General features: G+C 41.9%; 22 protein-coding genes and 1 pseudogene. 18 read left to right on the top strand and 5 right to left on the bottom strand.

Annotated features, from left to right (window positions below):
• Positions 1–236: 236 nt before the first annotated feature.
• Both G632_RS21560 and G632_RS0117345 read right to left on the bottom strand, forming a co-directional pair.
• A complete protein-coding gene (locus tag G632_RS21560) occupies positions 237–1,670 on the bottom strand; it encodes a GGDEF domain-containing protein (RefSeq protein ID WP_022770793.1) in 1,434 nt (477 codons plus the stop codon).
• Positions 1,671–1,772: 102 nt separating this feature from the next.
• On the bottom strand, positions 1,773–3,506 hold the full coding sequence (locus G632_RS0117345) for a response regulator (RefSeq protein ID WP_081647214.1): 1,734 nt from the start codon (positions 3,504–3,506) through the stop codon (positions 1,773–1,775).
• Between the two features lie 58 nt (positions 3,507–3,564).
• Here G632_RS0117345 and G632_RS21555 point away from each other — a divergent pair, with 58 nt between their 5' ends.
• Positions 3,565–5,271: a PP2C family protein-serine/threonine phosphatase gene (locus G632_RS21555; protein WP_022770791.1), complete on the top strand. Its 1,707-nt coding sequence runs from the start codon at positions 3,565–3,567 to the stop codon at positions 5,269–5,271.
• On the opposite strand, the gene G632_RS0117335 is transcribed toward G632_RS21555, so the two are convergent.
• Entirely contained in the window at positions 5,257–5,559 is a 303-nt protein-coding gene (locus G632_RS0117335; protein ID WP_022770790.1) for an STAS domain-containing protein, read from the bottom strand. The two genes, G632_RS21555 and G632_RS0117335, sit on opposite strands and share 15 nt — an antisense overlap.
• 76 nt (positions 5,560–5,635) lie before the next feature.
• Between G632_RS0117335 and G632_RS0117330 the strand changes: the two genes are divergently transcribed.
• The 6 genes from G632_RS0117330 to G632_RS0117305 all read left to right on the top strand — a co-directional run bounded on the left by G632_RS0117330 (position 5,636) and on the right by G632_RS0117305 (position 13,278).
• Positions 5,636–6,139 carry a hypothetical protein gene (locus G632_RS0117330; protein ID WP_022770789.1) on the top strand — a complete coding sequence of 168 codons (504 nt, stop codon included), beginning with the start codon at positions 5,636–5,638 and terminating at the stop codon, positions 6,137–6,139.
• Positions 6,139–6,927 (top strand): response regulator, encoded by a 789-nt coding sequence (locus G632_RS0117325; protein ID WP_022770788.1) that lies wholly within the window; start codon positions 6,139–6,141, stop codon positions 6,925–6,927. Before G632_RS0117330 ends, G632_RS0117325 begins: the two co-directional genes overlap by 1 nt.
• A gap of 175 nt (positions 6,928–7,102) precedes the next feature.
• Entirely contained in the window at positions 7,103–7,432 is a 330-nt protein-coding gene (locus G632_RS0117320) for a hypothetical protein (protein ID WP_022770787.1), read from the top strand.
• Positions 7,433–7,438: 6 nt separating this feature from the next.
• Positions 7,439–9,301 (top strand): SpoIIE family protein phosphatase, encoded by a 1,863-nt coding sequence (locus G632_RS21550; RefSeq protein WP_022770786.1) that lies wholly within the window; start codon positions 7,439–7,441, stop codon positions 9,299–9,301.
• 90 nt (positions 9,302–9,391) lie between these two features.
• Positions 9,392–11,977, top strand: coding sequence for an ATP-binding protein (locus G632_RS21545; protein ID WP_022770785.1), 2,586 nt, complete (start codon positions 9,392–9,394; stop codon positions 11,975–11,977).
• A gap of 2 nt (positions 11,978–11,979) precedes the next feature.
• A complete protein-coding gene (locus tag G632_RS0117305) occupies positions 11,980–13,278 on the top strand; it encodes an ABC transporter substrate-binding protein (RefSeq protein ID WP_022770784.1) in 1,299 nt (432 codons plus the stop codon).
• 15 nt (positions 13,279–13,293) lie between these two features.
• Here G632_RS0117305 and G632_RS0117300 read toward each other — a convergent pair whose 3' ends face one another.
• Complete coding sequence (locus G632_RS0117300; RefSeq protein WP_022770783.1) at positions 13,294–14,352, bottom strand: tyrosine-type recombinase/integrase; 1,059 nt, start codon at positions 14,350–14,352, stop codon at positions 13,294–13,296.
• 280 nt (positions 14,353–14,632) lie between these two features.
• On the opposite strand from G632_RS0117300, the gene G632_RS21540 reads away from it, so the two are divergent.
• The 8 genes from G632_RS21540 (at position 14,633) to G632_RS0117260 (ending at position 22,091) form a co-directional block, all read left to right on the top strand.
• Positions 14,633–15,289, top strand: coding sequence for a hypothetical protein (locus G632_RS21540; protein WP_022770782.1), 657 nt, complete (start codon positions 14,633–14,635; stop codon positions 15,287–15,289).
• Positions 15,282–17,219: a Mu transposase C-terminal domain-containing protein gene (locus tag G632_RS0117290; RefSeq protein WP_022770781.1), complete on the top strand. Its 1,938-nt coding sequence runs from the start codon at positions 15,282–15,284 to the stop codon at positions 17,217–17,219. Before G632_RS21540 ends, G632_RS0117290 begins: the two co-directional genes overlap by 8 nt.
• A gap of 3 nt (positions 17,220–17,222) precedes the next feature.
• The gene (locus G632_RS0117285; protein WP_022770780.1) at positions 17,223–18,221 is read left to right on the top strand and encodes an ATP-binding protein; all 999 of its coding nucleotides are present in this window, start codon (positions 17,223–17,225) and stop codon (positions 18,219–18,221) included.
• Complete coding sequence (locus G632_RS0117280) at positions 18,202–19,530, top strand: hypothetical protein (RefSeq protein WP_026512680.1); 1,329 nt, start codon at positions 18,202–18,204, stop codon at positions 19,528–19,530. The genes G632_RS0117285 and G632_RS0117280 overlap by 20 nt, the downstream gene beginning before the upstream one ends.
• A gap of 78 nt (positions 19,531–19,608) precedes the next feature.
• The gene (locus G632_RS0117275) at positions 19,609–19,869 is read left to right on the top strand and encodes a type II toxin-antitoxin system HicA family toxin (protein ID WP_013282470.1); all 261 of its coding nucleotides are present in this window, start codon (positions 19,609–19,611) and stop codon (positions 19,867–19,869) included.
• Positions 19,866–20,213 (top strand): type II toxin-antitoxin system HicB family antitoxin, encoded by a 348-nt coding sequence (locus tag G632_RS0117270; protein WP_022766333.1) that lies wholly within the window; start codon positions 19,866–19,868, stop codon positions 20,211–20,213. The genes G632_RS0117275 and G632_RS0117270 overlap by 4 nt, the downstream gene beginning before the upstream one ends.
• A 260-nt stretch (positions 20,214–20,473) precedes the next feature.
• On the top strand, positions 20,474–20,842 hold the full coding sequence (gene crcB / locus G632_RS0117265; RefSeq protein WP_013282473.1) for a fluoride efflux transporter CrcB: 369 nt from the start codon (positions 20,474–20,476) through the stop codon (positions 20,840–20,842).
• A gap of 46 nt (positions 20,843–20,888) precedes the next feature.
• Complete coding sequence (locus tag G632_RS0117260; protein ID WP_013282474.1) at positions 20,889–22,091, top strand: MFS transporter; 1,203 nt, start codon at positions 20,889–20,891, stop codon at positions 22,089–22,091.
• Between the two features lie 149 nt (positions 22,092–22,240).
• On the opposite strand, the gene G632_RS0117255 is transcribed toward G632_RS0117260, so the two are convergent.
• Positions 22,241–22,825 (bottom strand): TetR/AcrR family transcriptional regulator, encoded by a 585-nt coding sequence (locus tag G632_RS0117255; RefSeq protein ID WP_013282475.1) that lies wholly within the window; start codon positions 22,823–22,825, stop codon positions 22,241–22,243.
• Between the two features lie 164 nt (positions 22,826–22,989).
• Here G632_RS0117255 and G632_RS0117250 point away from each other — a divergent pair, with 164 nt between their 5' ends.
• From G632_RS0117250 to G632_RS0117240, 3 genes and pseudogenes are all read left to right on the top strand, one after another.
• The gene (locus G632_RS0117250) at positions 22,990–24,477 is read left to right on the top strand and encodes a radical SAM protein (protein ID WP_022770778.1); all 1,488 of its coding nucleotides are present in this window, start codon (positions 22,990–22,992) and stop codon (positions 24,475–24,477) included.
• A gap of 83 nt (positions 24,478–24,560) precedes the next feature.
• A pseudogene (locus G632_RS0117245) lies at positions 24,561–24,689 on the top strand (4Fe-4S ferredoxin); the annotation flags it as partial.
• 225 nt (positions 24,690–24,914) lie between these two features.
• Positions 24,915–25,739 (top strand): transporter substrate-binding domain-containing protein (locus G632_RS0117240; RefSeq protein WP_022770777.1); only part of this gene is annotated, 825 nt, incomplete at its 3' end.

Below are 25,739 nucleotides of genomic sequence, written 5' to 3'. Positions count from 1 at the left end.
AAATGTTGAAGGGCAGATTTTACCAAGAATCTGGACACAAGGAAAATCAAAGTGCATTCTTTGCCAAAAAGCAGAAGGACAAGTGGTTGCTTTGTTTTATGACTGTGAAATGGATGCAAAAGAACACTATTTATACGCAAAAGAGTTAGATGCAATAATAAAAGATATAGTCTAGAGGAATTTTGGTGGATAAAAAAGAATAATCCAGGCATTGCCTGGATTATTTTTTGCTTATCTTAGCGGAAAGTCACTGCGCTTCCATCGATCTTTTTACTCTCATATACACCGCTGTCCGCCAGTTTATAGAGTTCTTCGAAGGATTGTTTCCCGCCTGCTTTGTAGAACGCAGCACCGGCGCTGACACAGACTTTTCTCTCTTCGAGTTCAGGAAAATCCATTTTAGCAATCTCACTAAAAAGACGCTCCAATACGACTTTTCCGGCCTCTTCATCATTCAAGTTCATAACATATGCAGCATATTCGTCACCACCCAAGCGGAAGATGATATCCTCATCCCTAAAGGTGATTTTTAAAACATCAGCGATTCCTCGAAGCACCTTATCACCGACATTATGGCCCAGTTTATCATTGAATTCTTTAAACTTGTCAATATCCAGAATGCAGAGCATTCCTGCCTTATTGTTCGCCATAGCGTCGATCACTTTACGCTCGCCGCTGCCCCTGTTTAAAATACCGGTCATTAAATCGGTGCTGGCAAGAATCTCAAGATTCTGTCGCTCCTTTGCTGAAGCCACAATGTCATCTACATTTTTGAAACCGGCAAGCAGATCACTGTTTGGCACATTGGCATTGATGAGAATATACGTAAACTGATAGTAGTGTACCTCGCCTTTATCCATAACTCGGTAACTGGACACATACTCCGAATTATCTTTAAGCTTGCTTTTAATCGTCTCAAGAGAGATGGCATCATACATCCATTCCTGATCCTCTGAATACACACGGTCCTTTACGTACTGTTTATAGAGTACATCGTAGGAATATACCTTTTCTCCGGCACCTTCCATACCTTTGGTAACATAGCCGTCCAGCTTCAGGATCACCACATCACCGGTCTTGGGATTTATTTTGAAGATATTGTAGTAATCGCGGCTTAAGGTTTCCACGATATCAAGCTGTTCCCTCAAATAACGCTTATCAGCAATATGCTTACGAATGGTTTTATCAATGTCCCTGAAAGCCAGAATGAAATTATCCGTTTCACCCGGCTGTCCGGCCAGTGCAAATGCCATCTGATGATAGGACATATTTCCGTCATCAGCCAGACGCATATAATCAAGCGTAAACAGATCTCCGTCTTTGATCCTGGAAAGTACGAAGTCCATCTTCACATCACGCTGGATGCTCTCAATGTTGGTTACCACGAAACGGTCTACGTATTCCTCAATAAAACGGTCGTATTTGTCAAATTGAAATCCCAGTGCCATCGCAGAGCGATTTGTATTCTCTCCGGTGGAGCGGTACAGATCCATGTCCATTGTTTTGGAATTGATGACCCAGATTGTATGATACTCTTTTCCAATTCCGGTAATAATACCTGTCAAGCGCTTGATACGCGCATTAAAATCCTCAACCAGACCGCGCTGGTCTTCAGGATAGATCGCCGGATCGATCAATTCATTCTCTTTTATGATTAAATCTGTTTGCATATTCCCTCCTGCGAGAATATTCCGATTGTAAAAATTGTCAATATATAATAAAATTATACACTAATTAATGAATAAGAGCATCACCATAAATATGCCTGATTCTTATGTATTCTCGTCATTAACAGCCTTACCCTCATGGGCCAGCTTAAACATAGATTCAGCAAAAAACCTGTGTATCACGTCAAGGATATTTTCCTTGGGTGAGGTTTTCAGAAGATATCCATCCGGTTTGTACTCAAGAACGTGGAATACGATATCCTTATTGCTATTGCCTGTAAGGAGTATTATAGGGATTCTGGGATCAGTATAATCTGTGCGGATGATCTTCATAAGGTCAAAGCCATCCATTTTGGGCATCTCCAGATCAAGCAATAACAGGTCAGGAGTAACCGTGGAGAGCCCCGATAGCATCTCGCTTCCGCTGTTAAAGCACTGAACGTTGTAAAGAGAACTTAGCCAGTGATGGATAACTGACAGATACGCAGGATCATCATCAACTACAAAGATGGTCTTTTTTCTGTGGAAATCAGTTTCCAGCTCGGTAAAAAAGACCATATCATTTACAAAAGTCCCGATATCAACCGGCCTTGGATAGGTCCTTGAGACTCTGTGTGAGCCATTTGACGCCATAGCTTTGTTGATGTCGGTAAGTTCTCCTGTAAGGCACAGTATCTTGGAATCATCCTGACATATTTCTCCCAGAAGATTCATAGTTATGCTGATATTGGATGCGTCATTGGACCCGGGATTGTAGATCACAATGTCAGCTTCATTTCTGCCGGTAATGATCCTGTCGGGCTCATCAGGTATTGTAATGACATTAAACTTAGCCTCAGTAAGATTATTTACGATACCTTTTTTGACGATTCCCTCGCCGCTTTGGATATATAGAATAGAAGGGTGATGGAAGGGGTTATTTTCATTAGAAATAACAGGTGATATCTGTTCAGAGTCTTTTGCTTTATTGGCAAATATCTCCTCATTTTCAATAGGACAGAGGGAATTCTTAAATTCTCTGTAGGCCTTTAGAAAGTCGCCTGTTTCTCTTTTTATGAGGCTGTAGTTTTCTTCTCTTGCAGCTGCTTCCAGCATTGCTGCGGTTTTTCCGAGTTTCTTGGCACCAATAAGTCTTGCCATGCTCTTTAAAGAGTGGACTCTTAAGGCATACATGGTCCAGTCTTCGTACTCAAGGAAGAATCCCAGCTCGTCAGCTTTTTCATCCACAGAAGAGTAAAAGATATATAGGGCGTCCAGATAATCCTCATAGTCGCCACAATTGGTAATGCCTGCGCCCAGATCAAGCTGTGGAATGATCTTGAGCCAAACAGGCAGCTTTTCTATTTCTTTTTTGACATCAATTTCATAATCTCCGGACCCTTCGCCGCTTACAGTCTTAGCATCAGATAAGCCGGAGTCGTAAGGAGTATCTTCTTCCGGATCAGAGGAATGCTCTTCATCCCCAAGGTACATCATGATAGCTTCGTAGAGTTCCCTTGGATCAACGGGCTTTATCAAAACATCGGCAAACCCGGCAGCTTTGTAGAGATTTACATTGCTTCGGCCTTCCTCTGTTGTGTGACAGATTATGGGAACATCTTTTCCGCGCTCTTTAAACATCTCTTTTAGCCTGACAAGAGTATCTACTCCGTCAAGCTCGGGCATGCGATGGTCTAACAGGACCAGGTCGTAGTCATTTGCCTTGCACAGATCGATACATTCTATGCCGCTTTCGGCCTGATCAGAGGTGATTCCATGTGTCGCCAGTATAGATGCCAGCACTATTCTGTTTATGCGCATATCATCGACGATAAGCACGCGGGATTTTTTGTTTTCCATAAAAAGATTATAACATGATTATCGTTATTTAGTGAAAACTCTCTGTTATAATGTATATATGGCAAATAAAGGAAAAAAGCGACAAAAGAATAAATCCCTGGCTGCAAAGGTTTCATTTGTTACCATAATCGGTATGCTCATCATAGGATTTGTAGGTCTTATGGTGGGGCTACTTGTTTATGTCCGCACGCTTATTAATGAGAATAACAGGGATCTATTGTATGTTGCGGTAACTGCAAAGTCCTTTTTGAAAGATGATCCGGCGTTTGATGGAATGGCAAAAGAAGTTATGGCTGTTTATGATTCAATGACAGAAGAGGAGCGCGCCAAGACCGGAACAGAGGCATATCGAGAGCGTTTTGCAAAAATCACTGAGAGTGAAATCTACCGGGAATCATTTGATCTTTTGATGCGTTTCAGGCTGCTTAACGCTTTAGATAATATCTATTTTGTTATTTATGACAAAGACAGCTCATCACTGGTACATATAATAGATACTGACAGGATGGATGAACTGGGATTTAAGACAGGTGAATGGGAGTACATTAAAAAAAGGGATATAGAAGAGCTTTTAAGTATTAGAGAAATTCCATGCTATTTGCACCGCTCTGCAGATAATCATTTGCTTTTTACCACAGGGATTTGCTTTCCTGTAATTGATGATGAAACACTGGGATTTATTCTCACCGACTATGTAATGGATGACATGCACTATGATGTCTTGATGTTTTTGACACGTTTTATGGTGGCGATAGTCATTGTTATGATAATCTTCGGGCTGCTCTTTAGCAGATATCTAAAGCGCAGGCTTGTAAAACCGATCAATGAGATTGCGAGTGCTGCAGGAAGTTATGGGGAGAAGACAGCATTCGGTGAAGCAGGTGAGGGATGCTTTTCTTCGCTTGATATTCATACAGATGATGAGGTTGAAATTCTTGCTGACGTCATGAAGCAGATGGAGGAGAACATTGGCGCATATGTCAAAAAGCTCACTGAAATGACAGCCAGGGAGGAACGCGCCAAAGCAGAGCTTGATACAGCTGCACAGATTCAAAAGGCAGCACTTCCGGATGTATCCGGGGCTTATACTGACAGGAATGATTTTGACATTTACGCAACCATGGAACCGGCCAAGGTTGTGGGAGGAGACTTCTATGACTTTTTCCTTGTAGATGACGATCATCTGTGCGTAATCATTGCGGATGTTTCCGATAAGGGAATGCCTGCAGCTTTATTCATGATGTCAGTCCAGGCGGTGATCAGAAACAATGCCATGATGGGCAAGTCACCGGCAGATGTTCTTACAGATACCAATTCGGCGATCAGATCAAACAACAAACTTGAGATGTTTGTTACGGTTTGGCTCGGAATATTGGAGCTTTCCACAGGTCTTTTAACATACGCAAATGCAGGTCATGAACCGGTAGCTATTCAAAGAGGAAATGGTGAATTTGAATTTGTAAAAGGACAGAAGAAGCCTGCCATTGGAATTTGGCAGGGAATGAAGTACCTGGAGCAGGAGATAGCTCTTTTGCCCGGTGATAAGGTCTTTCTGTACACAGATGGTGTAACGGAAGCCCAAAATGATAAAGAGGAGTTCTTTGGTGGAGAGCACCTTCTTAAAACCCTTAATAGCCGGAATACAGGTCTTAGCAAAGACATTGTTGAGAATGTAAGGAATGGCATAAGTTCTTTTATAGGTGATGCCGAGCAGTATGACGACATTACGATGCTGTGCCTGAAATATAATTCATTCAACGGGTAGCATATCAAGAAATCCTATGGTGTCCAGAAGCTCTTTTACCTCTTCGTTGACATTTATAAGCTTCATACTGCCATGAGTCTCCATGTTCTTGAGCAGCAGAAGGATCACCCTTACGCCTGCAGATGAGGTGTAGGGCATATCTTTAAGATCAAGTATGAGTTCGTCGATATTATCAAGGTCTGCTTCAAGCTCTTTTAACAAAGTGGGAGAAGTATTGGTGTTGAGTGCACCACAGATCTTGGCTGTGACTTTATTTCCATCAGTAGTTTTGCTCACACTAAAATCCATAAGGGCTCCTTTCAGTCCGTCAAACTGTATATCGTAATAATTTAAACCGCTATAATATGATTATGGAGGCAAAAGAATGTCAGAGTCAAGGATAGATAGGAAGTTTTATGATGCCATAGTGAATTTTACCGGTAGCGTAGAGGCTCAGGATTACTTCTATGAGGTGATGGACTCTGAGACCGGTAAGGTTAACAAAAACGGAGAAAAAGAGACTGTACGAGACAGGGTTCTCAAGGTCTACGGCCTTCTGTTTTGCGAGGATACAGGACTTCGGATAGGCGAAAATGCCGGTGTTGAGGATGTGGCTGAAACGGCTGACAGGCTCTATATCGGGGAAGTCGGCTATGACCCGGATCACTGGTACAGGATAAAGCATAATTTTCACGTGATAGATGAGGATAATTATGATAGATTTGCTGCGCTTGTTATAGCGGATCTCAGGTGCGGAAATCTCCATGATCTTGCTCAAACTGAGCGTAAGATGCTGATTGTAGGTGAAGCAGATCCTCTGGACATGACAATGGAACAGAGGCAGAAGCAGCACTTGCAGGCTGTTACTCTTCCGGGAGGTGACATCTAATGAATATTATCGCAGTTGATGATAATAAAAAAGATCTGAAGAACATAACAGATCTTATGAAGAGTCTTTTGCCGGATGCAACATTTGCAGCCTTTGATAATCCGCTTTCCGCACTTGCCAGGGCCAGGAAAAATGAGATAGATATGGCTATTCTGGATATAAATATGCCCGAACTTGACGGTATACTACTGGGGCGGTATTTGCGCGAGCTTAATCCGTTCATTAATATCATTTTTCTTTCAGCACATAAGGAGCACGGATTTGAAGCAATGGATATGCATGCCAGTGGATATCTGATAAAGCCGGCAACAGATACCGGTATGAGAAGAGAGCTGGCAGAGCTGAGATTTGCCGAGAAATTCAACAACCATAAAAGAGTTTTCGCACAGACTTTCGGAAGCTTTGAGTTTTTTGTAGACGGAAAGCCTGTGGAGTTTAAGTACAAAAAGACAAAAGAGATTGTGGCAGTCCTTGTGGCCAACAAAGGTGTCCAGACCACAAACGGGGAGCTTATGGCAAACCTCTGGGAGGACGAGGGCGACCCTGAAAAGAAAACATCATACCTTAAGAATCTGAGACAGGATCTGCAGAATACTTTTACTCGCCTGGGTCTTGAGGGAATTATCCTCAAACAGCGGGGAAGCCTTGCCATTGCAAAAGACAGGATAGAGTGCGATCTCTATGACTGGCTTGAGAAGGGGGCTTCCTCAAAATATAAGTATATGGGCGATTTTATGAAACAGTACAGCTGGTCAGAGTTTTATATGTCTGACCTTGATGAATTTTAACTCATTCATCAAAAATTGGCATAAATATTTTGTAAATAATTAAGGGCTCTGAGCAGAATTATATGATTCTGTTCAGGGCTCTTTTTAATAATTGTTTTATTGTTATTTAGGAATTTCGTTGTCGAAATGATGTTACAATTATATTGGTGGATTATATATTCGTGTGAGGTGCCCAATGGAGAAATCGACACAGAAGAAATCTAAAAGTAACTCTATTCGCAGAGGCGGCCTAAGGAGCAAGGTCTTTAAGCTGTGCATCATGCTTGTAATTACCGCTATCTGCGGATTTGCCATCCTGGGTATGCTGCAGCTAAACACACTTCTTCGAATGGCCAACGAGACCGGTCAGTCACAGGCCAAAGCAATCAAGGAATATTCAGAGAATTCCATGATGGCTTTGACAAAAGACAATATGGAGAACCTCGCTTTTCAGGCAGCGGATAATACAGACTGGGAAATCTGGTCTATGTCCCATGAAACAATGATCATTGCCAATCAGGTATAGGCCATTTTGGAAAACCCCGATGCCTATGAGGAGCATGATATAGAGGCACCAAAAAAGGAAAACGGCGGAAAGCTTGCCCTGCAGCTTCTGATCGCGGATAACACGAACCCTACAGAAGAGGACATGGCAATTGCACGAAAGCTTGCCGGAATCGGACCTGCCATGGAAGAGATGATCCGGGATAATGACTACATTACTCTTGATCTGTATATATCACTTCCAAATGGTATGAGCGTTGCAATGGATACACACTCTGACCGAAAATTTGAAGCTGATGGAACGCTTCGTTCCTACGATCCCAGAGAGCGCCCGTGGTGGATAGGCGCAATAGAGACAGGCGAACCCTATTTTGCTCCTGCAGTTTACAGCGAGATCCTGAAAATGGCGGATGTAGAACTTGGAGTACCGGTATACGTAGACGGTAAGCTTGTCGCAGTAGTTGAAGGCTCAATGGGTATGGATTCGATTGGTGAGATCGTATCCAAGGTTTCTTATGGAAAAACAGGCTTTTCAATTGTTGTCAGTGATGACGGAAAGCTGATCTATTCTCCCAGAACAGAGGGCGATCTGGAAATGGATGAGATGCTCTCAAGAGATATCCGCGAATCAGGAAATGCAGAGCTTAATGCTGTAGTGGACAAGGCTCTGACAGGTGAGATTGGATTTTCAGAGATAAAGATCGATGGCGAGAATTACTGCGTCGCCTATGGCCCGATGGAAACAGTTCATTGGACACAGATGTTGTTTGTAAGTAAGTCAGAGCTTGAGCATCCGACAGAAGTTCTATTGTCACAGATGGATGCGACAACAGAGAAAGCGCTGAGTCAATATACCAAGCATTTCAACCAGTCAATAGTAATTACGGCCATCATTATGATACTTCTCATAGTAAATGCCATACTGGTTGCACTTATGTTCTCAGACAGGTTAACCGGCCCTATCAACACTATGACACAAAAGGTAGGGGAGATTTCAAAGGATAATTTCACATTCGAGATGGATGACGCCTTCCGTACGGGCGATGAGATTGAGGTTCTGGCCAATACCTTTGGAGAGCTTTCGGAACGAACCAAAGGTTATATCAAAGAGATCATGGAAGTTACGGCAGAAAAAGAGAGGATCGGAGCGGAGCTAAATGTTGCTACCAAGATCCAGGCCGACATGCTTCCGACAGATTTCCCTCTTTTCCCGAATAGAAACGAGTTTGAGCTCTTTGCTTCGATGACCCCGGCAAAAGAGGTTGGCGGCGATTTCTACGATGTCTTTTTCCTTGATGATGATCACCTGTGCATGGTCATTGCAGATGTATCGGGCAAAGGAGTTCCGGCAGCCCTGTTTATGGTGATTTCCAAGACTATCATCAAACACCGCGCGCAGATGGGCGGAACACCGGCAGAAATACTCACAGATGCAAATAACAGACTCTGTGACGGCAACAAGCAGCACATGTTCGTTACGGTCTGGCTCGGAATTCTTACGGTTTCGACCGGTGAAGTCATTGAGTCAAATGCAGGACATGAGGATCCTATCATTCAAAGAGGAGATGGCGATTACGAGTTGTACAAAGCTCCACACAGTCTTGTTCTTGGAGCAATGAGTGATTTCAAATATGAAGACGATACATTTACCTTGAATCCCGGAGATGCACTATTCGTCTATACCGACGGATTGCCGGAGGCTACCAATGCAGAAGGCAACAGACTCGAAAATCCTCGCATGCTGGCCGCTATCAACAAGCACAAGGATGATGGTGTTACAGAGCTGTTACCTGATGTTGCAAAAGAGGTTGATGCGTTTGTAGGGGATGCACCTCAGTTTGATGACCTTACAATGATGATCCTGCGATATCGCGGTCCTCAAAAGGAGTGACTGCCTGATGAAATGTGCGATTTAACATTTATAAATGATATAATTAGTAATAACGAGTAACTATCTTTGCTGTAACCCGGAGGGCAGAGGTTGAAAAGAAGCCTGATAATAACAATAAATCTTCTCATAATGGGGTTCATTCTGTTCTTCATCATCAGGTATGCCAATACAATGGCGAAGGAGAGCAACAGAAATGGCATCATCGCCTTTGAAAAGATGACCGTGACCACCAATCAGATCATCGCCAACTACCTTGAAGATGAACAACACCTTTGTGATATATGGGCCAACTATATCAATCGTTCTGCAGAAGCCGGAACCCCGATGACAGCAGAGGAAGCCATATCCTTTGTCGGGAAAACCAGGATCTTCCCGGAGGTTGTGGCTCATCTGATCTTTCTTGACAGCCCTGAGAGGACAGGTATCTCCACAACAGCCAAAGTATCTGCCCCTGATGACTATACAGTTTCCTACAAAAACATAAATATCTTTGACAATATCGACAGCGAGAGCAGCTCAGGCGAAGTTGTTCACCTTACAAGGGCCTATACAAATCCCATGAACGGTGTACAGTCCATCGCGTTCTTAAATCATGTGACTGTGCTTGATAAAGAAAGCGGAATGCAGAAGGATGGGCTGCTGATGCGAGTTGTTCCACTCAGCCGTCTTGAACAGAAGCTTGTCTTTTTAAAAGGCGAATATGAAAATGTCGAAATAAGTATCGTAGACAAGGAAGGTAATTACGTTGTCCACGGTAAATCCTTTAAAAACAGCAATTTCTTTGAATACTTCAAGTCATATAATACGACCTCGTCAGAGGAATATGGGAATGTAATAAATGAAATAGCCGGCGGAACAGGCACTATGACCATCAAGAACTATAAGGGAGAGGACTGTGTGCTGTCTTACACGCCCCTTGAGACTATGACAACGTGGTTCTTACTGGCTTATATTCCGGCAAAAGACCTTGTGGCAAACAGGTCCATAGACTGGCTGCTCCTGGGAATAACATCCCTTGGGTTCATAGCTCTTTTGATATTCAATTCGACTGTCATGATGACCTACAACCGCAAGCTATCAGAGGCTGCGCAGCAAGCAAATCAGGCAAATGAGGCCAAGTCCTACTTCCTGTCCACCATGTCTCATGACATCCGTACGCCTATGAATGCGATACTCGGCTTAAATGAGATGGTACTCAGGGATTCAAAAGATGACAGTATCAGAATGTATTCAGAGAGCATAAGATCTGCGGGAAGTACGCTTCTTGGCATCATCAACGATATTCTGGATTTCTCCAAGATAGAGGCGGGGAAGATGGAAATCATAAACGTAGATTACAGTGTTGCTTCACTTCTCAATGATCTTGTGAATATGGTGCAACAGAAGGCAGAAGAAAAAGGCCTTGCTTTTGACCTGGATATAGACAGGAATATTCCGACAACTCTTTGCGGCGATGAGATCAGGATAAAGCAGGTTATCACCAACATCCTCTCAAATGCCGTGAAGTATACCAAGGAAGGATCTGTTACCTTCTCAGTTCATACTCATAAGCCCGAGGATAATCCGGATCGTGTCATTCTCAGAGTGAGTGTTGCAGATACCGGTATAGGAATAAAACCCGAAGACATTGATAAGCTTTTCGTTGCCTTTGAACGAATAGAGGAAAAGAAGAACAGGAATATCGAAGGCACAGGCCTTGGTATGGCCATCACCCAGAGATTCCTTGACATGATGGGCAGTCATCTTGAGGTTGAGAGCGAATATGGTAAGGGTTCGGTATTTTCTTTTGAACTTGAGCAGAAGGTCGTTAAGTGGGATCCCATTGGCGATTTCGAGGAAGCCTTCAGACGTTCACTCAACGAGCGGGCAAATTACCGCGAGAAATTCACAGCGCCTGATGCAAGGGTACTTGTGGTTGATGATACTGCCATTAATCTCACGGTATTTGTAAATCTGCTAAAGCGCACCGAATTGCAGATAGATACGGCAGGAAGCGGCGATGAAGGAATAGCTCTTTTCACCCAAAATCACTATGATGTTATCTTCCTGGATCATATGATGCCTGAAAAAGACGGCATTGAGACCCTTAAGGAGATGAAGGGCATAGCTGACACTTCAAATAGAGAAACGCCGATAATCTGTCTTACCGCCAATGCGATATCGGGAATGCGCGAGATGTACACCAATGCCGGATTTGATGACTATCTCACCAAGCCAATTGACGCAGAGCGACTGGAAATGACGTTACTGCAATATCTTCCGAAGGACAAGGTAACAGTTGTTTCCGATAACAATACAGCGCCCGATCAGGAACTTCCGGACTTCCTAAACAGCCTCACGGAGCTGGATTTGGACTCAGGTCTTTCATATTGTGGCGATGCCGAGGATTATATCGAAACTCTTAAGATGTACTCGGGCAGTGCCCAAAAGAAGGCCGAAGAAATTGAAAAATACTGGGCTGAGAAAGATATAAAGAACACAACCATAAAGGTTCATGCGCTTAAGAGTGCATCTCGCTCAATAGGCGCGCTGGAGCTGGGCGAACTCGCCGCAAGGCTTGAAGAAGCCGGGAAAAACGGTGATTTAGATACGCTTGATAAAGAACTTGAAGAACTACTTTCCAGATACAGGCAACTGGCGAATGACCTGGAGCCTCTAAATAAAAAGGAGGAATGATCATGAAAAAGAACTTTAGGATGGTACTTGCTTTGAGCATCGCTGTTATGCTTCTTTTACCGGGCTGTGGCAGTGGAAAAAGTGCGGATAAGGCCTTTGTCCCAAAATATGACAAAGATACCGAATTCTCCCTGACTGTTGCCGGAAGTTACGGTAACTTCGAGTCGCTGGAAGCAGAGTTTGAGCGTTTCTACGAATATTATCCCAACGCAAGCCTGCAGTATGTGACAATGGATGACTACAATAACGTAATCTCCAGTGCTCTTGTGGGTAGCGAGCCCCCGGATATCTTTACGACAAACAGTGCGATGATCGGAAATGAGAAGTATGACACCATGTTTGAAGCCTGCGAGGTTTTGTCCGATTCATCGCTTGATATCGACTATTCCTGCATCAGAGATTCACTGATACGTACCACGGATTCCGGTGATGTCCTCATGCTCCCGATATTTACCACGTCCTACGGAATGCTCGTAAATATGGATATCTTTGAAAAAGAGGGATTAAAGGTTCCGACAAATTATAAAGAGCTTGTGAGCGTCTGCGAGAAGCTTAAGAGTGCGGGATATGAGTCCCCCATGATGGGAGCAGACAAATTCAGCGGATCCGGTCTGTTTAACTGCTTTGCATATCCTATGTTTGCCTACAATGTAATACAGAACAGTGATAAGGTAGATGCTCTCAATAATTTTGAGCCGGGATCAGGAGAGCTGATGCGTCCGGCACTTGAGAGGCTTGATGAATTTATAAAATCTGACGCCATAGATATCGCAAAATGCCAGGAAGAGATCACAGATGAATATGATCAGGTTATCATGAGATTCTTTGAGGGCGATGTTCCAATGATGTTTGCTACAGGAGATGTAGTATCAGGAACAGCCAAGAGAGAGAGTAAGTCGGATGTTTTTACCGCCAATCCCTTTAAATACAGATTCTTTACCGTACCTGCAGGTGACGACGGCGGATATTTCATCAATTCGATCAGTATTTGCTTCTCAGTCAACAAAAACAGCGGGAATCTCGATATGGCCAATGAATTCATGCGCTTTTTGATCACCAAAAAAGAGCTTAATAACATGGCAGGATTAAAGCGATTGATCACACCAACCGATGATTTCTCATCTGACGAACGTTATTCAGCGCTGGCAGATGTACCTGATAAGCGGAGTTTCAGCGATAAGGAAACAGGTCTTTTGGACCCTGCAGTAAGACAGTTCAGAGCTGCTATCTATGCTGTTGGAAACGGCAAAATGACAGTCGATGAAGCAATTGCTTCATACGGAAATATTCCGGAAGAATAGAGCGCTAACAGCGCTCTATTTTTTTCGCCAATTTCTTGAGCTCTTGACAGCTTCTTCCTTGTCACTGGCTCTGGCGTAGATATTGGTGGCATTGATGGACCTGTGGCCCATTCGCTGCTGAAGCACCAGAATATTCTTTTCATGCTTATAAAACTCCATGGCAAAGCTGGAGCGAAGCTTGTGGACGCTGATATCACTGCGTTTCAGAGATGCATTTACATACTTTTTGAGCATCTGCTGTATTTCACGGATGGATAGGCGCTCTCCGGCAGTAGTAGAGAAGAGGGGAGTGTCTTCCGTGAACTTTTCGCCGTGGATTTTCCTTGATTCGAGATAATCCTGAATATATTCCTTTGATTCATCGGAGAAAAAGACCTTTGAAGCAACGCCGGCTTTTTTCTTGCCTTTGCGCAGTGCCAAAACATAACACTCGTTTTTTTCTTCATCAAAAGGGTCTTCGTAAATAACCACGTCATTGACATCTAGGGCCTGTAATTCAGAGATTCTAAGGCCAGTATCCAGGAAAAGGAAAATTATCGCAAGGTCACGTTTTTTGTATTTTTCATGGAAAGCAAGCTGCCTTTTGGTAAGTCCCGTGCCATATTTGATGCAATTAAGGAGCTGTTCCTGCTCATCGAGATTTAGGTATGTAACATACTCATTTTCAGGGATTTCCACGGATTGTGAGCCGGAAACCGGATTATAATCAAGCTTTCTCTCAGTATTTATCAGATACTCAAAAAGCCCCGATACTGAGGATCTGCGCCTTGCTCTGGTTCTTTCCGAGAGCTTTTGGTCCTCATCCATCCAGGTGAGAAAATTATCGATATCTGTGGCTTTTATCTGCTTAATATCCGCAAGGGAAAGGTCTTTTACCTGCTTATCAGGAAAATATGGCAGGAAATTCACTGCATATTCAAGAAAATACCTTATATCAAGCGCATAAGAAAGCCTTGTAAGTATGGCTTTACTCGATGTTCCCGAATAAAAATACTGATGGGTAAATTCAGGTAAAGAATCCGTGATTTCTCGCAGTTTCTGTGTATTTGTCTTAGCGGGTGTTCTCTCAGGCATGGCATTTGTCAGATTAACCTAAAACAGTAAAATATACATATACGAGAAAGCTCACAACCATGGGCTTTCTTTTTTTTCACATTTTACATTACTCTCCATTTAGGTTAAATTTTTAAAGCTAAGAATCGTAAAAAGCCGTACCATTTAAGCTATTTTTGTAAAAAGCCGTAATTTTAAAGATAAAAGTGTAAAAAGCCGAATATGAGTGCCAAGGATATAATTATGCCGATAATATTATCGTTATATAAACTTAATTTTATCGATAGGAGGTGCACTAAAAATGTATCGATACGAGGAACCTATTTTCAGGCTGAGAAGTTCAAGCTATGGCAGTAACTATTGGGTATTTCACAGCAGAAAACTTCGGAGAAGAGTAGCAGTATTTTCTAACCTTGAATATGAGAATATTCTTACTCTTGAGATGAATCCTGATGTGGAGTGGTACTGTGAATATCCTTTGGAAACTACTGTCTATATAGGAGGGAAGGAGTCAAAGGTTCTGTTCAATGCATGGGTAAAATATAAAGACGGAACAGAAGAATATCAAGGTGTTGCATATCTTTGCAGTTCTGATGATAGTAAGGATCATGTGAAGGTTGCCTGCCAGTCGGCGTGGTGCTTACAGAATGATGTCAATTTTGTATTCCGAAACGAAAAGAATATTGAAATAGGACCTTTCTATATCCGAAATATATCGCTTCTTGCAGCCAGGGCCAGAAGATTCACAGCTTGTGGATTAAATGCAGACAGGATCTTCCTAAGTTTTATCCAGGCAAAAAGGCATATATGTATCGGTGAACTTGAAAAGATGGGGTGCCTAGAAAAGTACAGAGCGCTGGATTATATTTCAGATCTGTACTATAGAGGATTGGTCACACTGAGCAATATGAATACAGACTGCATCTCTGCAGATACGGAGGTGATCTCCATTGGCTAATAAAAAATATAATATCGAAGAACTCCGCCAGGCAAGGAGCATGTGGACTGAACCGCTTATCAGTACTGTCCCTGAATCTAAAAGAAGTAGATATATGCTAAAAAAGCAGGCTGTAGATATGTACATAGATGGCGAATCTGTAAAAAAGATTACTGAAATGACAGGTATCCCCGGTTCGAGGATGGTATCGCTGATAGAAAGATGTCTTTCTTCAAATGATGCAGGGAATATTCTTGGATATCACGGCCTTTTAACAGGAAGTAAACCCTTTAGAGAAACGAGATCAGGACATGGCAGAGAGTTTGATCAGCTTCTGGAGAAGTATCCTCAATTGAAAGAGTTCATAATAGGGTGTTATTTTGGTGACAGGAAATATACGCTTGTCAGGAACATGAACATAACATCACTTCATAGGTTATTTCTTAAAGAATGCCGCAATCTTGGCATCACAGAGTGGCAGTACCCATTTACTACAGAAAACCGTGGATATGTCAGCATGTGTGCCTATGTCCATAAACTTGAAGCTGATAACATTTCTTTAAATGCCAGAAGATTTGATAAAAATACTGCCCAGAAGCTTGCGTCTACAGGGATTGGGCACAGGCTTACAGTCAATCCGGTGGCTCCTTTTGCTACAGTACAGATTGACGGCCACATCATAGATATCGAATATGTAATTGATGTACCCAATACAGACGGCACTGTTAGCAAGGTTGTTGCTACAAGGGCGTGGTTAATAGCCGTGATAGATATAGCAACAAGATGTATCCTTGGATATTCCCTTTCTCAGGAATTTAATTACGACCAGTATGATGTCATGGATGCTATTAAAAATGCCATCATACCGAAAACTCTGCTGGATCTGACCATCGAAGGACTTCAGTATCCATCTAATGGCGGTTTCTATTCAACCGCGTTTTCTGATTTCAAATATGCAGTCTTTGATTCAATAATGCTGGATAATGCAAAATCGCATCTGTCAGCATACACGGTAGGAAAACTTGTAGATGAGCTTGGCTGCTGCGTTAACTATGGATCTGTTGCAACTCCCGAAACAAGAGGAATTGTTGAAAGATTTTTCGGAACGCTAGAGTCCAGAGGATTCCATATGCTGCCATCAACAACCGGGTCAGATACCAAAGATCCTGTCAGAAAAAACCCTGAAAAAAATGCAATAAAATATGATGTCACATATGAACAGATGACTGAACTGATAGATGTTCTCATAGCTGAGTATAATAACACACCCCATAAAGGGGTAGATGGACTTTCACCCTTAGAGTGCATGAGCTGCAAACTGTTTCAAGCAGGGCTTTACCCATATGTGGCTGACGAAGATATGATCATATCAGTCATAGAACGTCTGAACATGAGGATGGACAAACGCACTGTCAGAGGTAGGGCAGCACATGGCAAACACGCATATATTCAGTTTATGGGTACTGAGTATCGTAGCAAGATACTCTCTGCCACTGAACTCTACCTTGGACAGTCACTGACCATCCTTTATGACCCCAGGGATATTTCCAGTATTGAGGCATATGATCAGGATGGCAGATATATAGACACGCTTAAGGCAAGTGGGGAATTCGGTACAAAATCACATTCCGTCAGGACGAGAAAGAATGCCCTGAAGCTTGCCAGAGAGCGTGGGAGATCAAAACTAATATTTGATACACCGATAGATGCATATATATCAAGCCTTGATGTCAAAGGAAAGAAAAGCCGGAGAAACGCTACCAGGGCAGATATAGTCAGACGTGAGATTAGCAAGGGCATAGCAGCAGAACAGCAAAGTGATAATACATTTAACCTGGAGACTGTACGTAAAAAACAGGAAACTGGGGCTGTACTAAGATATGAAGATATTAAAGGTCTTTCACCGGAAGACCTTTATACGTTGATGTTCCAAAGCAGAAAGGAGGGTTAATGCGTGTATTCTACTAAAGAAGCTGTATCAGCTAATAATATATCAGAACAGTTCATATCACAGATGACTATCCGCTATCTTACTTCCCGTAAGCTTGTATTTCCGACTAAGAGCATCCTTGATGAAGAACGGAGAATCAATTCATGGCTCGGCATAGGAGCTTGTGGGAGTATTACTTATGGAAGAGCCAGGATAGGCAAGACGGTGTGCATGAACTATGTAGCTGAATCCATAAGAAATCAATATGGGAGCCGTGAAATGGTCATTATATGGAATGTGACTGACCACCCCGAAACTGAGAGAAACTTCTATGCCTCGATACTTATGGCTATGGGCTATGAATGTCCCAGATACAGTACCGCACTAATACTAAAAGAACGAGTTCTTAATGAGCTTATATTACGTGCTCACGAGACCCCCTTTAAGAAAGCAGTCATGTTCATTGATGAAGCATGGAAACTAAGGGAAAAGGATTTTTACTGGCTTATGGATTTATATAACAATCTTAGCGGAAAAGATATCCAGTTATCTGTGTTCATGTACGGGACAAGGGAACTTAAGGATCTTAAGCATTCCTTTAAACTTCAGGGCAAAGATCAGATAGTTGGACGTTTCATGATCAATGAAAGCCAGTTCTTTGGTATACAGGATCCCAAAGAGCTCCAGTTCTGCATGGCTTCGGTAGATAAACTTCATGTTTGCATGACAGACTATGAAATATTATCGGATGGACTTGTGGATTTTTATTTTCCTTACGCAGATGGTAAGACCTTTTTTGATATCAGCAATGACTTCTGGGAAGCATTTCAGAGTGTAAGGATCCAAAAGAGGATTGCGGCAGAAGATATTCCCATGAAATATTTCATAGATTCACTGGTGATCTGCCTCAATAAGCATGGAAAACTGGGAAGCAGTCCAATTGCATTCCCTACGAGAAAGGAACTTGAAAGTTGTGTAGCGCTTTCGGGCTATGGTGAATCAGATGATGAATACACTAAATAAAGAGGATTTACTTTTTTCCAGAAAATACAGATGGGATAAAAAATGGGTGAGACCTTATGAATCCATATTCAGCATTCTTGCAAACTTTTGCAGGGTCAACATATGTTCAAGTAAACATGCGCTCAAAATGCTTGGAGCTGAAGCGACCAACGAGAAGAAATATATAGAAGGATTTCAGATGGATGGACATTGCAGAAACAGTTTAGAAACAATCGAGTGCCTTAATAAAATTTTGCCCCAGTGGTATATAGACAAAATGGAAATCTTTGCGCATATGGATTATAACACTGCAAGATCTTATTTTGGTACATATCATATGCGAATATGCCCCAAATGCCTGAAAGATGGATATCATAGCATAATCCATCAGTTCCATTATGTAAAGACCTGCCCTTTCCACCCGGGAACAGGGACGGATGGGAGATTTGTTTTTGAACATAATTTCTATCACGCTGAAGGAATCAGATGCAGTCCGTATGAGAAAGGGACAGGATTTAATGCTTATTTATTACCCCTTCCTTGTTGCAGGACTAATCCAAATGACTTTTATGATACAGATGTGATCAATAGATCTTTTGAAAAATATGGGAAAGTGTACACTTCAAATATAAGTTATCTTTATTCACCTATTCTTTCTAAAGAAGCAGATAAAACGCCTATAATATCGAAAATGTATGTTGATCGACGCCCGGAAACATATGATTGTTTTCAAGCGAGTTTCTTCACGTGGTTTAATCAGCAGAATGTAGTATATAACCCATTTGAGCGCATAAAGAAGTTCTTCCGTATTATGCCTGCAGAGTATGACTCTTATGATATGGTTGACTGCTTTTTATTCGCAAAATATATGTCTATCATAGGCAAGGGCATTTTCTCACTGTCAGAAAACGATGTTAACACCTTACATTACGTGGACAGTATCCGTGATTCGGATATGACACTGCTCGCAATATGCTTCACATGGATAATGCAGGGCTTCGAAGAGCCCGGTGATGCTATCAGCGCAGCCTGCCTTGGACACAACATCCGGCCTGTAATGCAAAGAAATTTACGGTCATATACTCTGGAAGATGTTACTTGTGTAGGTGGGATACGTTTTTACGAAATTGGCGAATCTGAAGCAGATAAAGTTTATCTTAAACTTTTCATCATGTCAGATATGATAGATGACCTATGGATCCAGTTCAAGAAATCAGCAACGTCTACAGGCGGAGTATATATATCTGATCCATGGAACACACTAATAATCCCGACATATCAGGTATTGTATCTGAAACATGAAGATATGTATGAAATAAGGAAATGCTAGCTGTTACTCTGTTGGAATTGACGAGGTAGGGCTAAAGTGTTATATTGTAACTAGAAAATAGTTGCAAGAGGAATTACTGTGCCAAAGAAATCAAAATTACTAGAAAAAATACTGTCCAAACCCGCACCGACAAGTTTTACAATAAGAGAACTGGACGCACTTATGAAGCAATGTGGCTGCGAAAAGTTCGAGGGCGGAAGAGGATCAGGAATAGGCTATTATCATGTTGAAACCAAGCGCATCCTTCAATTTGACGGTCCACACCCAGGCAATGAGCTGTACAGGTATCATGTAAAGATGGTCATAGCATTTCTTAAGGAAGTAGGTGAGATAGAATGATAAGTTCACTGATGGAATACAACGGATATCATGCAAAGGTAGAATTTGACCAGGAAGATCAGATTTTTATCGGTCATGTTCTCGGAATCAATGATTCTCTGAACTTTCATGGAGAATCGGTAAAAGAGCTTTCCCAGTCAATGCATGACTGTATAGATAATTACCTGGATTACTGCAAAAAGATTGGTAAAGAGCCTGAGCGTGAGTTTAAAGGCTCCTTCAATGTCCGTATTAAACCCGAACAGCACAAGAAAATTGCATTATATGCTGCCAATGAAGGAATCACAATAAACCAGTTTGTATCCAGAGCTATTGATGATGAACTGGACATCCTAGAAGGTTAGCCCAAAGACGCAATATTTTTGTTAATTCGCCGATTCGAGAACTGATAACTAAAGATGGATTTTATAATGGAAAGGCCTTGATGACAAGGCTTTTCCTTATTTGTTTCAACTATTAAAATATAAGGGTATGAAACCTTTTCTGAGCAAATTAGATATGATGAGTTTAAAAAAGTTGTGGAGAAAATTAGGACATTATAATCTGTAGAAGTGATTCATTTCGCTGATTAGATTTCAGTATATATGACAATAGAGAGGTTGATATGAATTTTCTATTTGTAGCACTTGGTGGTGCCTTGGGTGCAGTAGCGCGATATGCAATAAGTCTGATTCCTGTTAAGACTTATTTTCCGATATTAACTCTGATTACAAATATCCTCGGTGCCATACTAATTGGATTCGTTGTTGGAATTACCAGTAACCGAGAAAGTGTATCTGATAATACCATTCTTTTCTGGAAGACAGGGGTGTGTGGAGGTTTTACCACATTCTCTACATTTTCCCTTGAAGCTTTTAATTTGTTTGAGAAGAAACAATATATGAATGGCGGATTATATGTGGTACTGAGTTGTTGTTGCTGCATATTTGGAATTCTATGCGGAAAGAAACTTGCGACGATAATAAAACTTTGAATTTCAGGATAATGAAATAAGCGAATCGGGATTAGTGGAGTAGAACATGGATAAAAAAAGGGCTTTGTCTGGCGCCATAATATTTATAACCCTGATGGGAATCGTAAGTCTGTTTTCGGACATGACTCATGAAGGCGCCAGAAGCATATTGGGCGAATATCTGAACCTCGCAGGGGCATCCGCTACAACCATCGGATTTGTGTCCGGTATAGGAGAATTGTGCGGGTATTCACTAAGGCTCATATCCGGATTTATAGCAGATAAAACGAAGAAATACTGGACATTTGTTATCACAGGCTATGTAATACAGGCTCTGGCGATTCCTGCACTGGCACTCGTACCTGAACATGGCTGGATTTGGGCCTGCGGTCTTGTGATCCTGGAGCGTATCGGAAAAGCGATAAAAAAGCCTGCCAAAAACACATTGGTAAGCTTTGCGGCAAGCGAGATCGGAACCGGAAAAGGCTTTGCCTATCAGGAGTTTCTGGATCAGCTTGGCGCGTTTCTCGGACCGGTACTGCTTTTTGTAACAGCTCTTGTAAAAGGTACAGACGACCTTTTTACAACATATAGAATCTCTTTTGCGATACTGCTTGTTCCTGCAATGATCACCATAGCTCTTGTTTTGACAGCAAAGATAAGATACCCTGATCCGGAGATCTTTGAAAAGCAGGAAGATAAACCGGCAAGCTTTGAATTCAGGAAGTCATTTGTTCTGTTCATGGCGGCCATCTGCTTTTTTGCTTTTGGCTTTGCAGACTTCACCCTGATCACACTTCATTCGGCTAATACCGGAGCATTTAATGAATCCATGCTCAGCCTGCTATATGCTGGGGCAATGGCTGTGGATGCCTTTGCTGCACTATTCTTTGGCTGGCTTTATGATAAGGTCGGGCTGAAGGCTCTGATCATTTCCACACTATGCAGCACATTCTTCTCATATTTTGTTTTTATGACTGGAAATGCCTGGTTGATCGGAGCTGGGATAATTCTGTGGGGGATTGGAATGGGTGCGCAGGAAAGTATTATGAAAGCAGCTGTCAGCGGAATCGTCCCGCGTTCCATGCGAAGCACCGGTTTCGGAATATTTGAGACAGGATTTGGTATTGCGTGGTTTCTGGGCAGTTGGCTTCTCGGTGCCCTGTATGATTTGAATCCTGTGTATCTTGTCACTGTGTCTGTGGTATCACAGTTTCTGGCGATTGCATTTTATGTTTTATGCCTCCGGTGCAATAAGACAGAGTGCTAACAATTCCAGTTTGCTGGAATGAGCATTATATCGGAATTTTATGTTCTATTGGTGCTAAGGGAATTCCGGGGTCAAGCTTCATATGCGCAAGAATTACTTCGTTTACGCCAGGAAGGATCATTTCTCATGTTAGAAGAGGTCCTTGTTAATTATGGCAGTCTGCTCAAAGCGTTATCAAAGATATTTACGCAGATATCAGCCATTTGTTTTTCGTCTTCCTGCATCCCATCCCTGAACCAGCTTATGAGTATTTGTAAAATGGCAGCTTCGGCAGCAAGTCTGAGATACTTCTTTTCTGGGTCAGCTGTAGGATAGAGCCGCTCTGAGACCGCTTTTTCAAGAAAGAGTTCATTCTGAAGAATTCCGGCTTGGTCAAACAGAGATATTATATCTTTATCGTTTTTGACAGCCCGAAAAATATCTTCGAACCACAGATGTGGGTTTTCGTGCAGTTCGGGCTTTTCGCTGATCTCCGCTATACGCTTTATTATTTCATCCCCAAGCTCATGCAGGATATCTTCTTTATCTGTATAGTTTCGATAGAACGCCGTCCTTGATACTCCTGCACGGCGTACTATCTCGCTGATGGTGATCTTCTCATAAGGGTGTTCGCTCATTAGATGCATAAGCGAAAGCTGCAGACACTCTCTTGTCAGCTGATTGGACTCCTTATTATTCATCCTCAGAACTTCTTTTTTTTGCATTTCTGTTAAAGATTCTTTTGAGCTTTTCATTTTTTCTCCCTCTCGACGTTACAAAAAATGCAAGAATGTAACATCGGTTCACTTAAACGAAATATTGTCATGTCCGATGGTAGAGCCATTGTTATTAATATGCTGTGGCGTTACACTTGTTACATCAGAATAATTGTAGCATCGTTTGGGGAGGCATAACAAGTATGGAATTAGCAAAAAACATTTCTCACAAAGTACAAAGACAGGCTTTTAGCATACTGATTGACAGGTTCCTTGCAAATCTCGATAAAACGGAGAACAGGACTGCTACTTATCTTAAGCTTGTTGACCAGGCAGAGAAATTCTGGGGTAAAGACGGAGCCAGAAAAGAAAACCTTGATAAAGTAAGAGCGGCATTTAAAGATCCGGATAACAGATGGGTTAAGTTTTTGAATAAAGTAATAGATGAGACAGATCCGCATGTCGCAAAGATGATGATGCTCAATCTTGGCTATGAGGCATTTTTCAGAGGCACAAAAATGATCAGAGCGAACAGGGAAAAATACGGATGCAATATCCCATGGCTTATCCTTTTTGATCCTACAAGCGCCTGCAATATGCACTGTGCGGGATGCTGGTCAGGTACTTATGGACCTAAGCACAATCTGTCTTTTGAAGATATGGACAAAATCGTTACCCAGGGAAAAGAGCTGGGAGTATATCTTTACATGATGACAGGAGGAGAACCTCTTGTAAGGAAGAAAGATATCTTGAAACTGGCAGAAAAGCACAATGATGTTGAGTTCTCTATCTATACCAATTCAACACTTATTGATGAGGATTTCTGTAAAGAAGTTGTAAGGCTTGGAAATCTCACATTCCAGCTTTCTATCGAGGGAACTCCTGAGACTAATGACGCAAGACGTGGCCTTGGTCATTATGATGCAGTAATGAATGCCATGGATCTACTCAAAAAGTACGGAATAGTTTATGGAACTTCCATCTGCTATACAAGAAACAACATCAAGGCAGTTACTGATCCTAAGTTCATCGAGTTTATAGCTGAAAAAGGAGCAAGATTTGGATTCTTCTTTCACTATATGCCGGTTGGAAACAATGCTGTTCCTGAGCTTATGCCAACGGTAGAACAGAGAAAGAAGATGGTGGATCAGATTAGATTCCTGAGAAGTGACAAATGTGACCTGGGATTCTTCCCTATGGATTTCCAGAATGATGGCGAAGCAGTTGGCGGATGCATAGCAGGCGGAAGAAATTACTTCCACATCAATTCAAGCGGAGATGCTGAGCCATGCGTATTTATCCACTTCTCCAACACGAATATACATACACATTCAATACTTGAGATGCTTCAAAGTCCTCTTTTCATGGAATATCATAAGGGGCAGCCATTTAATAAGAATCATTTAAGGCCATGCCCAATGCTTGAAAATCCGGCTCTTTTAAGGGACATGGTTGAAATATCCGGAGCTCATGGTACCAATGAAGAGTCTGAAGAAAGTGTTGAACATCTGTGTGCAAAGTGTGATGATTACGCAAAAGAGTGGGCGCCTGTAGCTGACGATATCTGGGCCGGACAGAAACACTATAAGAAGGCATATGAGAATTATGCAAAAAAGGATGAAAAGCCTCTAAACATAGTTGCATTTAAGCACAAACCCAGACAGCATCACTTTAAACATAAGAGAGCTTAAATGCCTCGAATTATATAGTATTGTTGTTTCATTTACCCTGTCGAATAAAGTTTTATACTTTTCTTTTTCTGATGCAAGGCAGGTTTACAATGATCGGATGTCCCAAACCGGATGAGGGAGATTACACTGAGAAACTGACAGAAGTTATCAGTAACAAGGACATAAGGGATGTTACTATTGCAAGGATGGAAATGCCATGCTGCGTCGGTCTATGGTGTTCCGATGACTCATATAGCGTCGGAACACTTTTTTTATGTTCTAATGGTGCTCCGTGAATCCCTGGTTCAAGTCCCGTATGCGCATAAGTTAGCAATGCCGGAATACTAGAAGTCGCCTTTATCGATTTGTTATTTATTATTTATCGTATTTTAACATAATAATGTTAGAATTAAGTGTGAGTATCTAAAGCAAAGAACAAACAATAAGGCGAGTGTATCATGAAATCAAAAAGGATCCATACTACTATCAGCATAGCCCTCCTTTTCCTGGTAATCTATCTGGGAGTCTTTTTGACGCCTGTTTATGCCTCGTCTGATTCTCCTGCTACAGAATTTACAGTCGGTGTGCCTGTAGACAGATGTCCTATGTTTTACATTGATAAAGACAACGGCAAGATTGCAGGAATCGGCGTTGATCTTATGGAATCCGCTGCCAAAGAAGCTGGTTTCAATGTCGCATTCAAAGCTATAAGTGAATCAAATCTTAAGGAAGCCCTTGATAGTACTGAGTACGATCTTGTTATGCCCTTTGGAAGTGCTGTTTCAAGTGCATCTGGTCAAGCGACCATCGTATCGGACAATCTCATCCAGACCCCATTTACCCTTGTGACTACAGATAAGCACTCTATTTCTGACATAAATACCATCAGAGTAGGCATGCTAAAATCACAGGGCGGAGTAGCAGAAACTGTAAAGCAGTTATACCCTGGAATAACGATAAACCTTTACAATTCCATGGCTGATTGCATTAAAGCGCTTAGAAATGAAGAGGTAGATGCACTTTTACATAACTCATATGCGTGGAGCTATGTGCTTCAAAAGCCATCCTATAATGATTTTAAAGTACAGCCTTCTGCCATGTTTTCCATGGATTTTCGTGCCGGAACTCTTGAAACCCCCGAGGGAAGAAAACGCATTGAACTTCTGAACGAAGGAATTGCAGCTATTCCTGAAACCAAAAAGCAGGCTATAGCCCTTGATTACACGACCAGAGATCTTTATGTGTATACTTTCGGAGACTATCTATTCCAATATAAGTACTTC

The organism is Butyrivibrio sp. NC2007, from assembly GCF_000421405.1.
GTDB lineage: Bacteria > Bacillota > Clostridia > Lachnospirales > Lachnospiraceae > Butyrivibrio.
Note: the sequence above shows the minus strand (reverse complement) of the source record. Positions and strands in the feature narration are given on the sequence as shown.

Bases quoted from the DNA above. Each gene is read 5' to 3' on its own strand.
- G632_RS0117255 (WP_013282475.1), bottom strand. From the start codon at position 22,825: ATGAAAAGCTCAAAAGAATCTTTAACAGAAATGCAAAAAAAAGAAGTT.
- G632_RS21555 (WP_022770791.1), top strand. From the start codon at position 3,565: ATGGCAAATAAAGGAAAAAAGCGACAAAAGAATAAATCCCTGGCTGCA.
- G632_RS0117305 (WP_022770784.1), top strand. From the start codon at position 11,980: ATGAAAAAGAACTTTAGGATGGTACTTGCTTTGAGCATCGCTGTTATG.
- G632_RS21540 (WP_022770782.1), top strand. From the start codon at position 14,633: ATGTATCGATACGAGGAACCTATTTTCAGGCTGAGAAGTTCAAGCTAT.
- crcB (WP_013282473.1), top strand. From the start codon at position 20,474: ATGAATTTTCTATTTGTAGCACTTGGTGGTGCCTTGGGTGCAGTAGCG.
- G632_RS0117330 (WP_022770789.1), top strand. From the start codon at position 5,636: ATGTCAGAGTCAAGGATAGATAGGAAGTTTTATGATGCCATAGTGAAT.
- G632_RS21560 (WP_022770793.1), bottom strand. From the start codon at position 1,670: ATGCAAACAGATTTAATCATAAAAGAGAATGAATTGATCGATCCGGCG.
- G632_RS0117345 (WP_081647214.1), bottom strand. From the start codon at position 3,506: ATGGAAAACAAAAAATCCCGCGTGCTTATCGTCGATGATATGCGCATA.
- G632_RS0117260 (WP_013282474.1), top strand. From the start codon at position 20,889: ATGGATAAAAAAAGGGCTTTGTCTGGCGCCATAATATTTATAACCCTG.
- G632_RS0117300 (WP_022770783.1), bottom strand. From the start codon at position 14,352: ATGCCTGAGAGAACACCCGCTAAGACAAATACACAGAAACTGCGAGAA.
- G632_RS0117325 (WP_022770788.1), top strand. From the start codon at position 6,139: ATGAATATTATCGCAGTTGATGATAATAAAAAAGATCTGAAGAACATA.
- G632_RS0117280 (WP_026512680.1), top strand. From the start codon at position 18,202: ATGATGAATACACTAAATAAAGAGGATTTACTTTTTTCCAGAAAATAC.
- G632_RS0117270 (WP_022766333.1), top strand. From the start codon at position 19,866: ATGATAAGTTCACTGATGGAATACAACGGATATCATGCAAAGGTAGAA.
- G632_RS0117320 (WP_022770787.1), top strand. From the start codon at position 7,103: ATGGAGAAATCGACACAGAAGAAATCTAAAAGTAACTCTATTCGCAGA.
- G632_RS0117250 (WP_022770778.1), top strand. From the start codon at position 22,990: ATGGAATTAGCAAAAAACATTTCTCACAAAGTACAAAGACAGGCTTTT.
- G632_RS0117335 (WP_022770790.1), bottom strand. From the start codon at position 5,559: ATGGATTTTAGTGTGAGCAAAACTACTGATGGAAATAAAGTCACAGCC.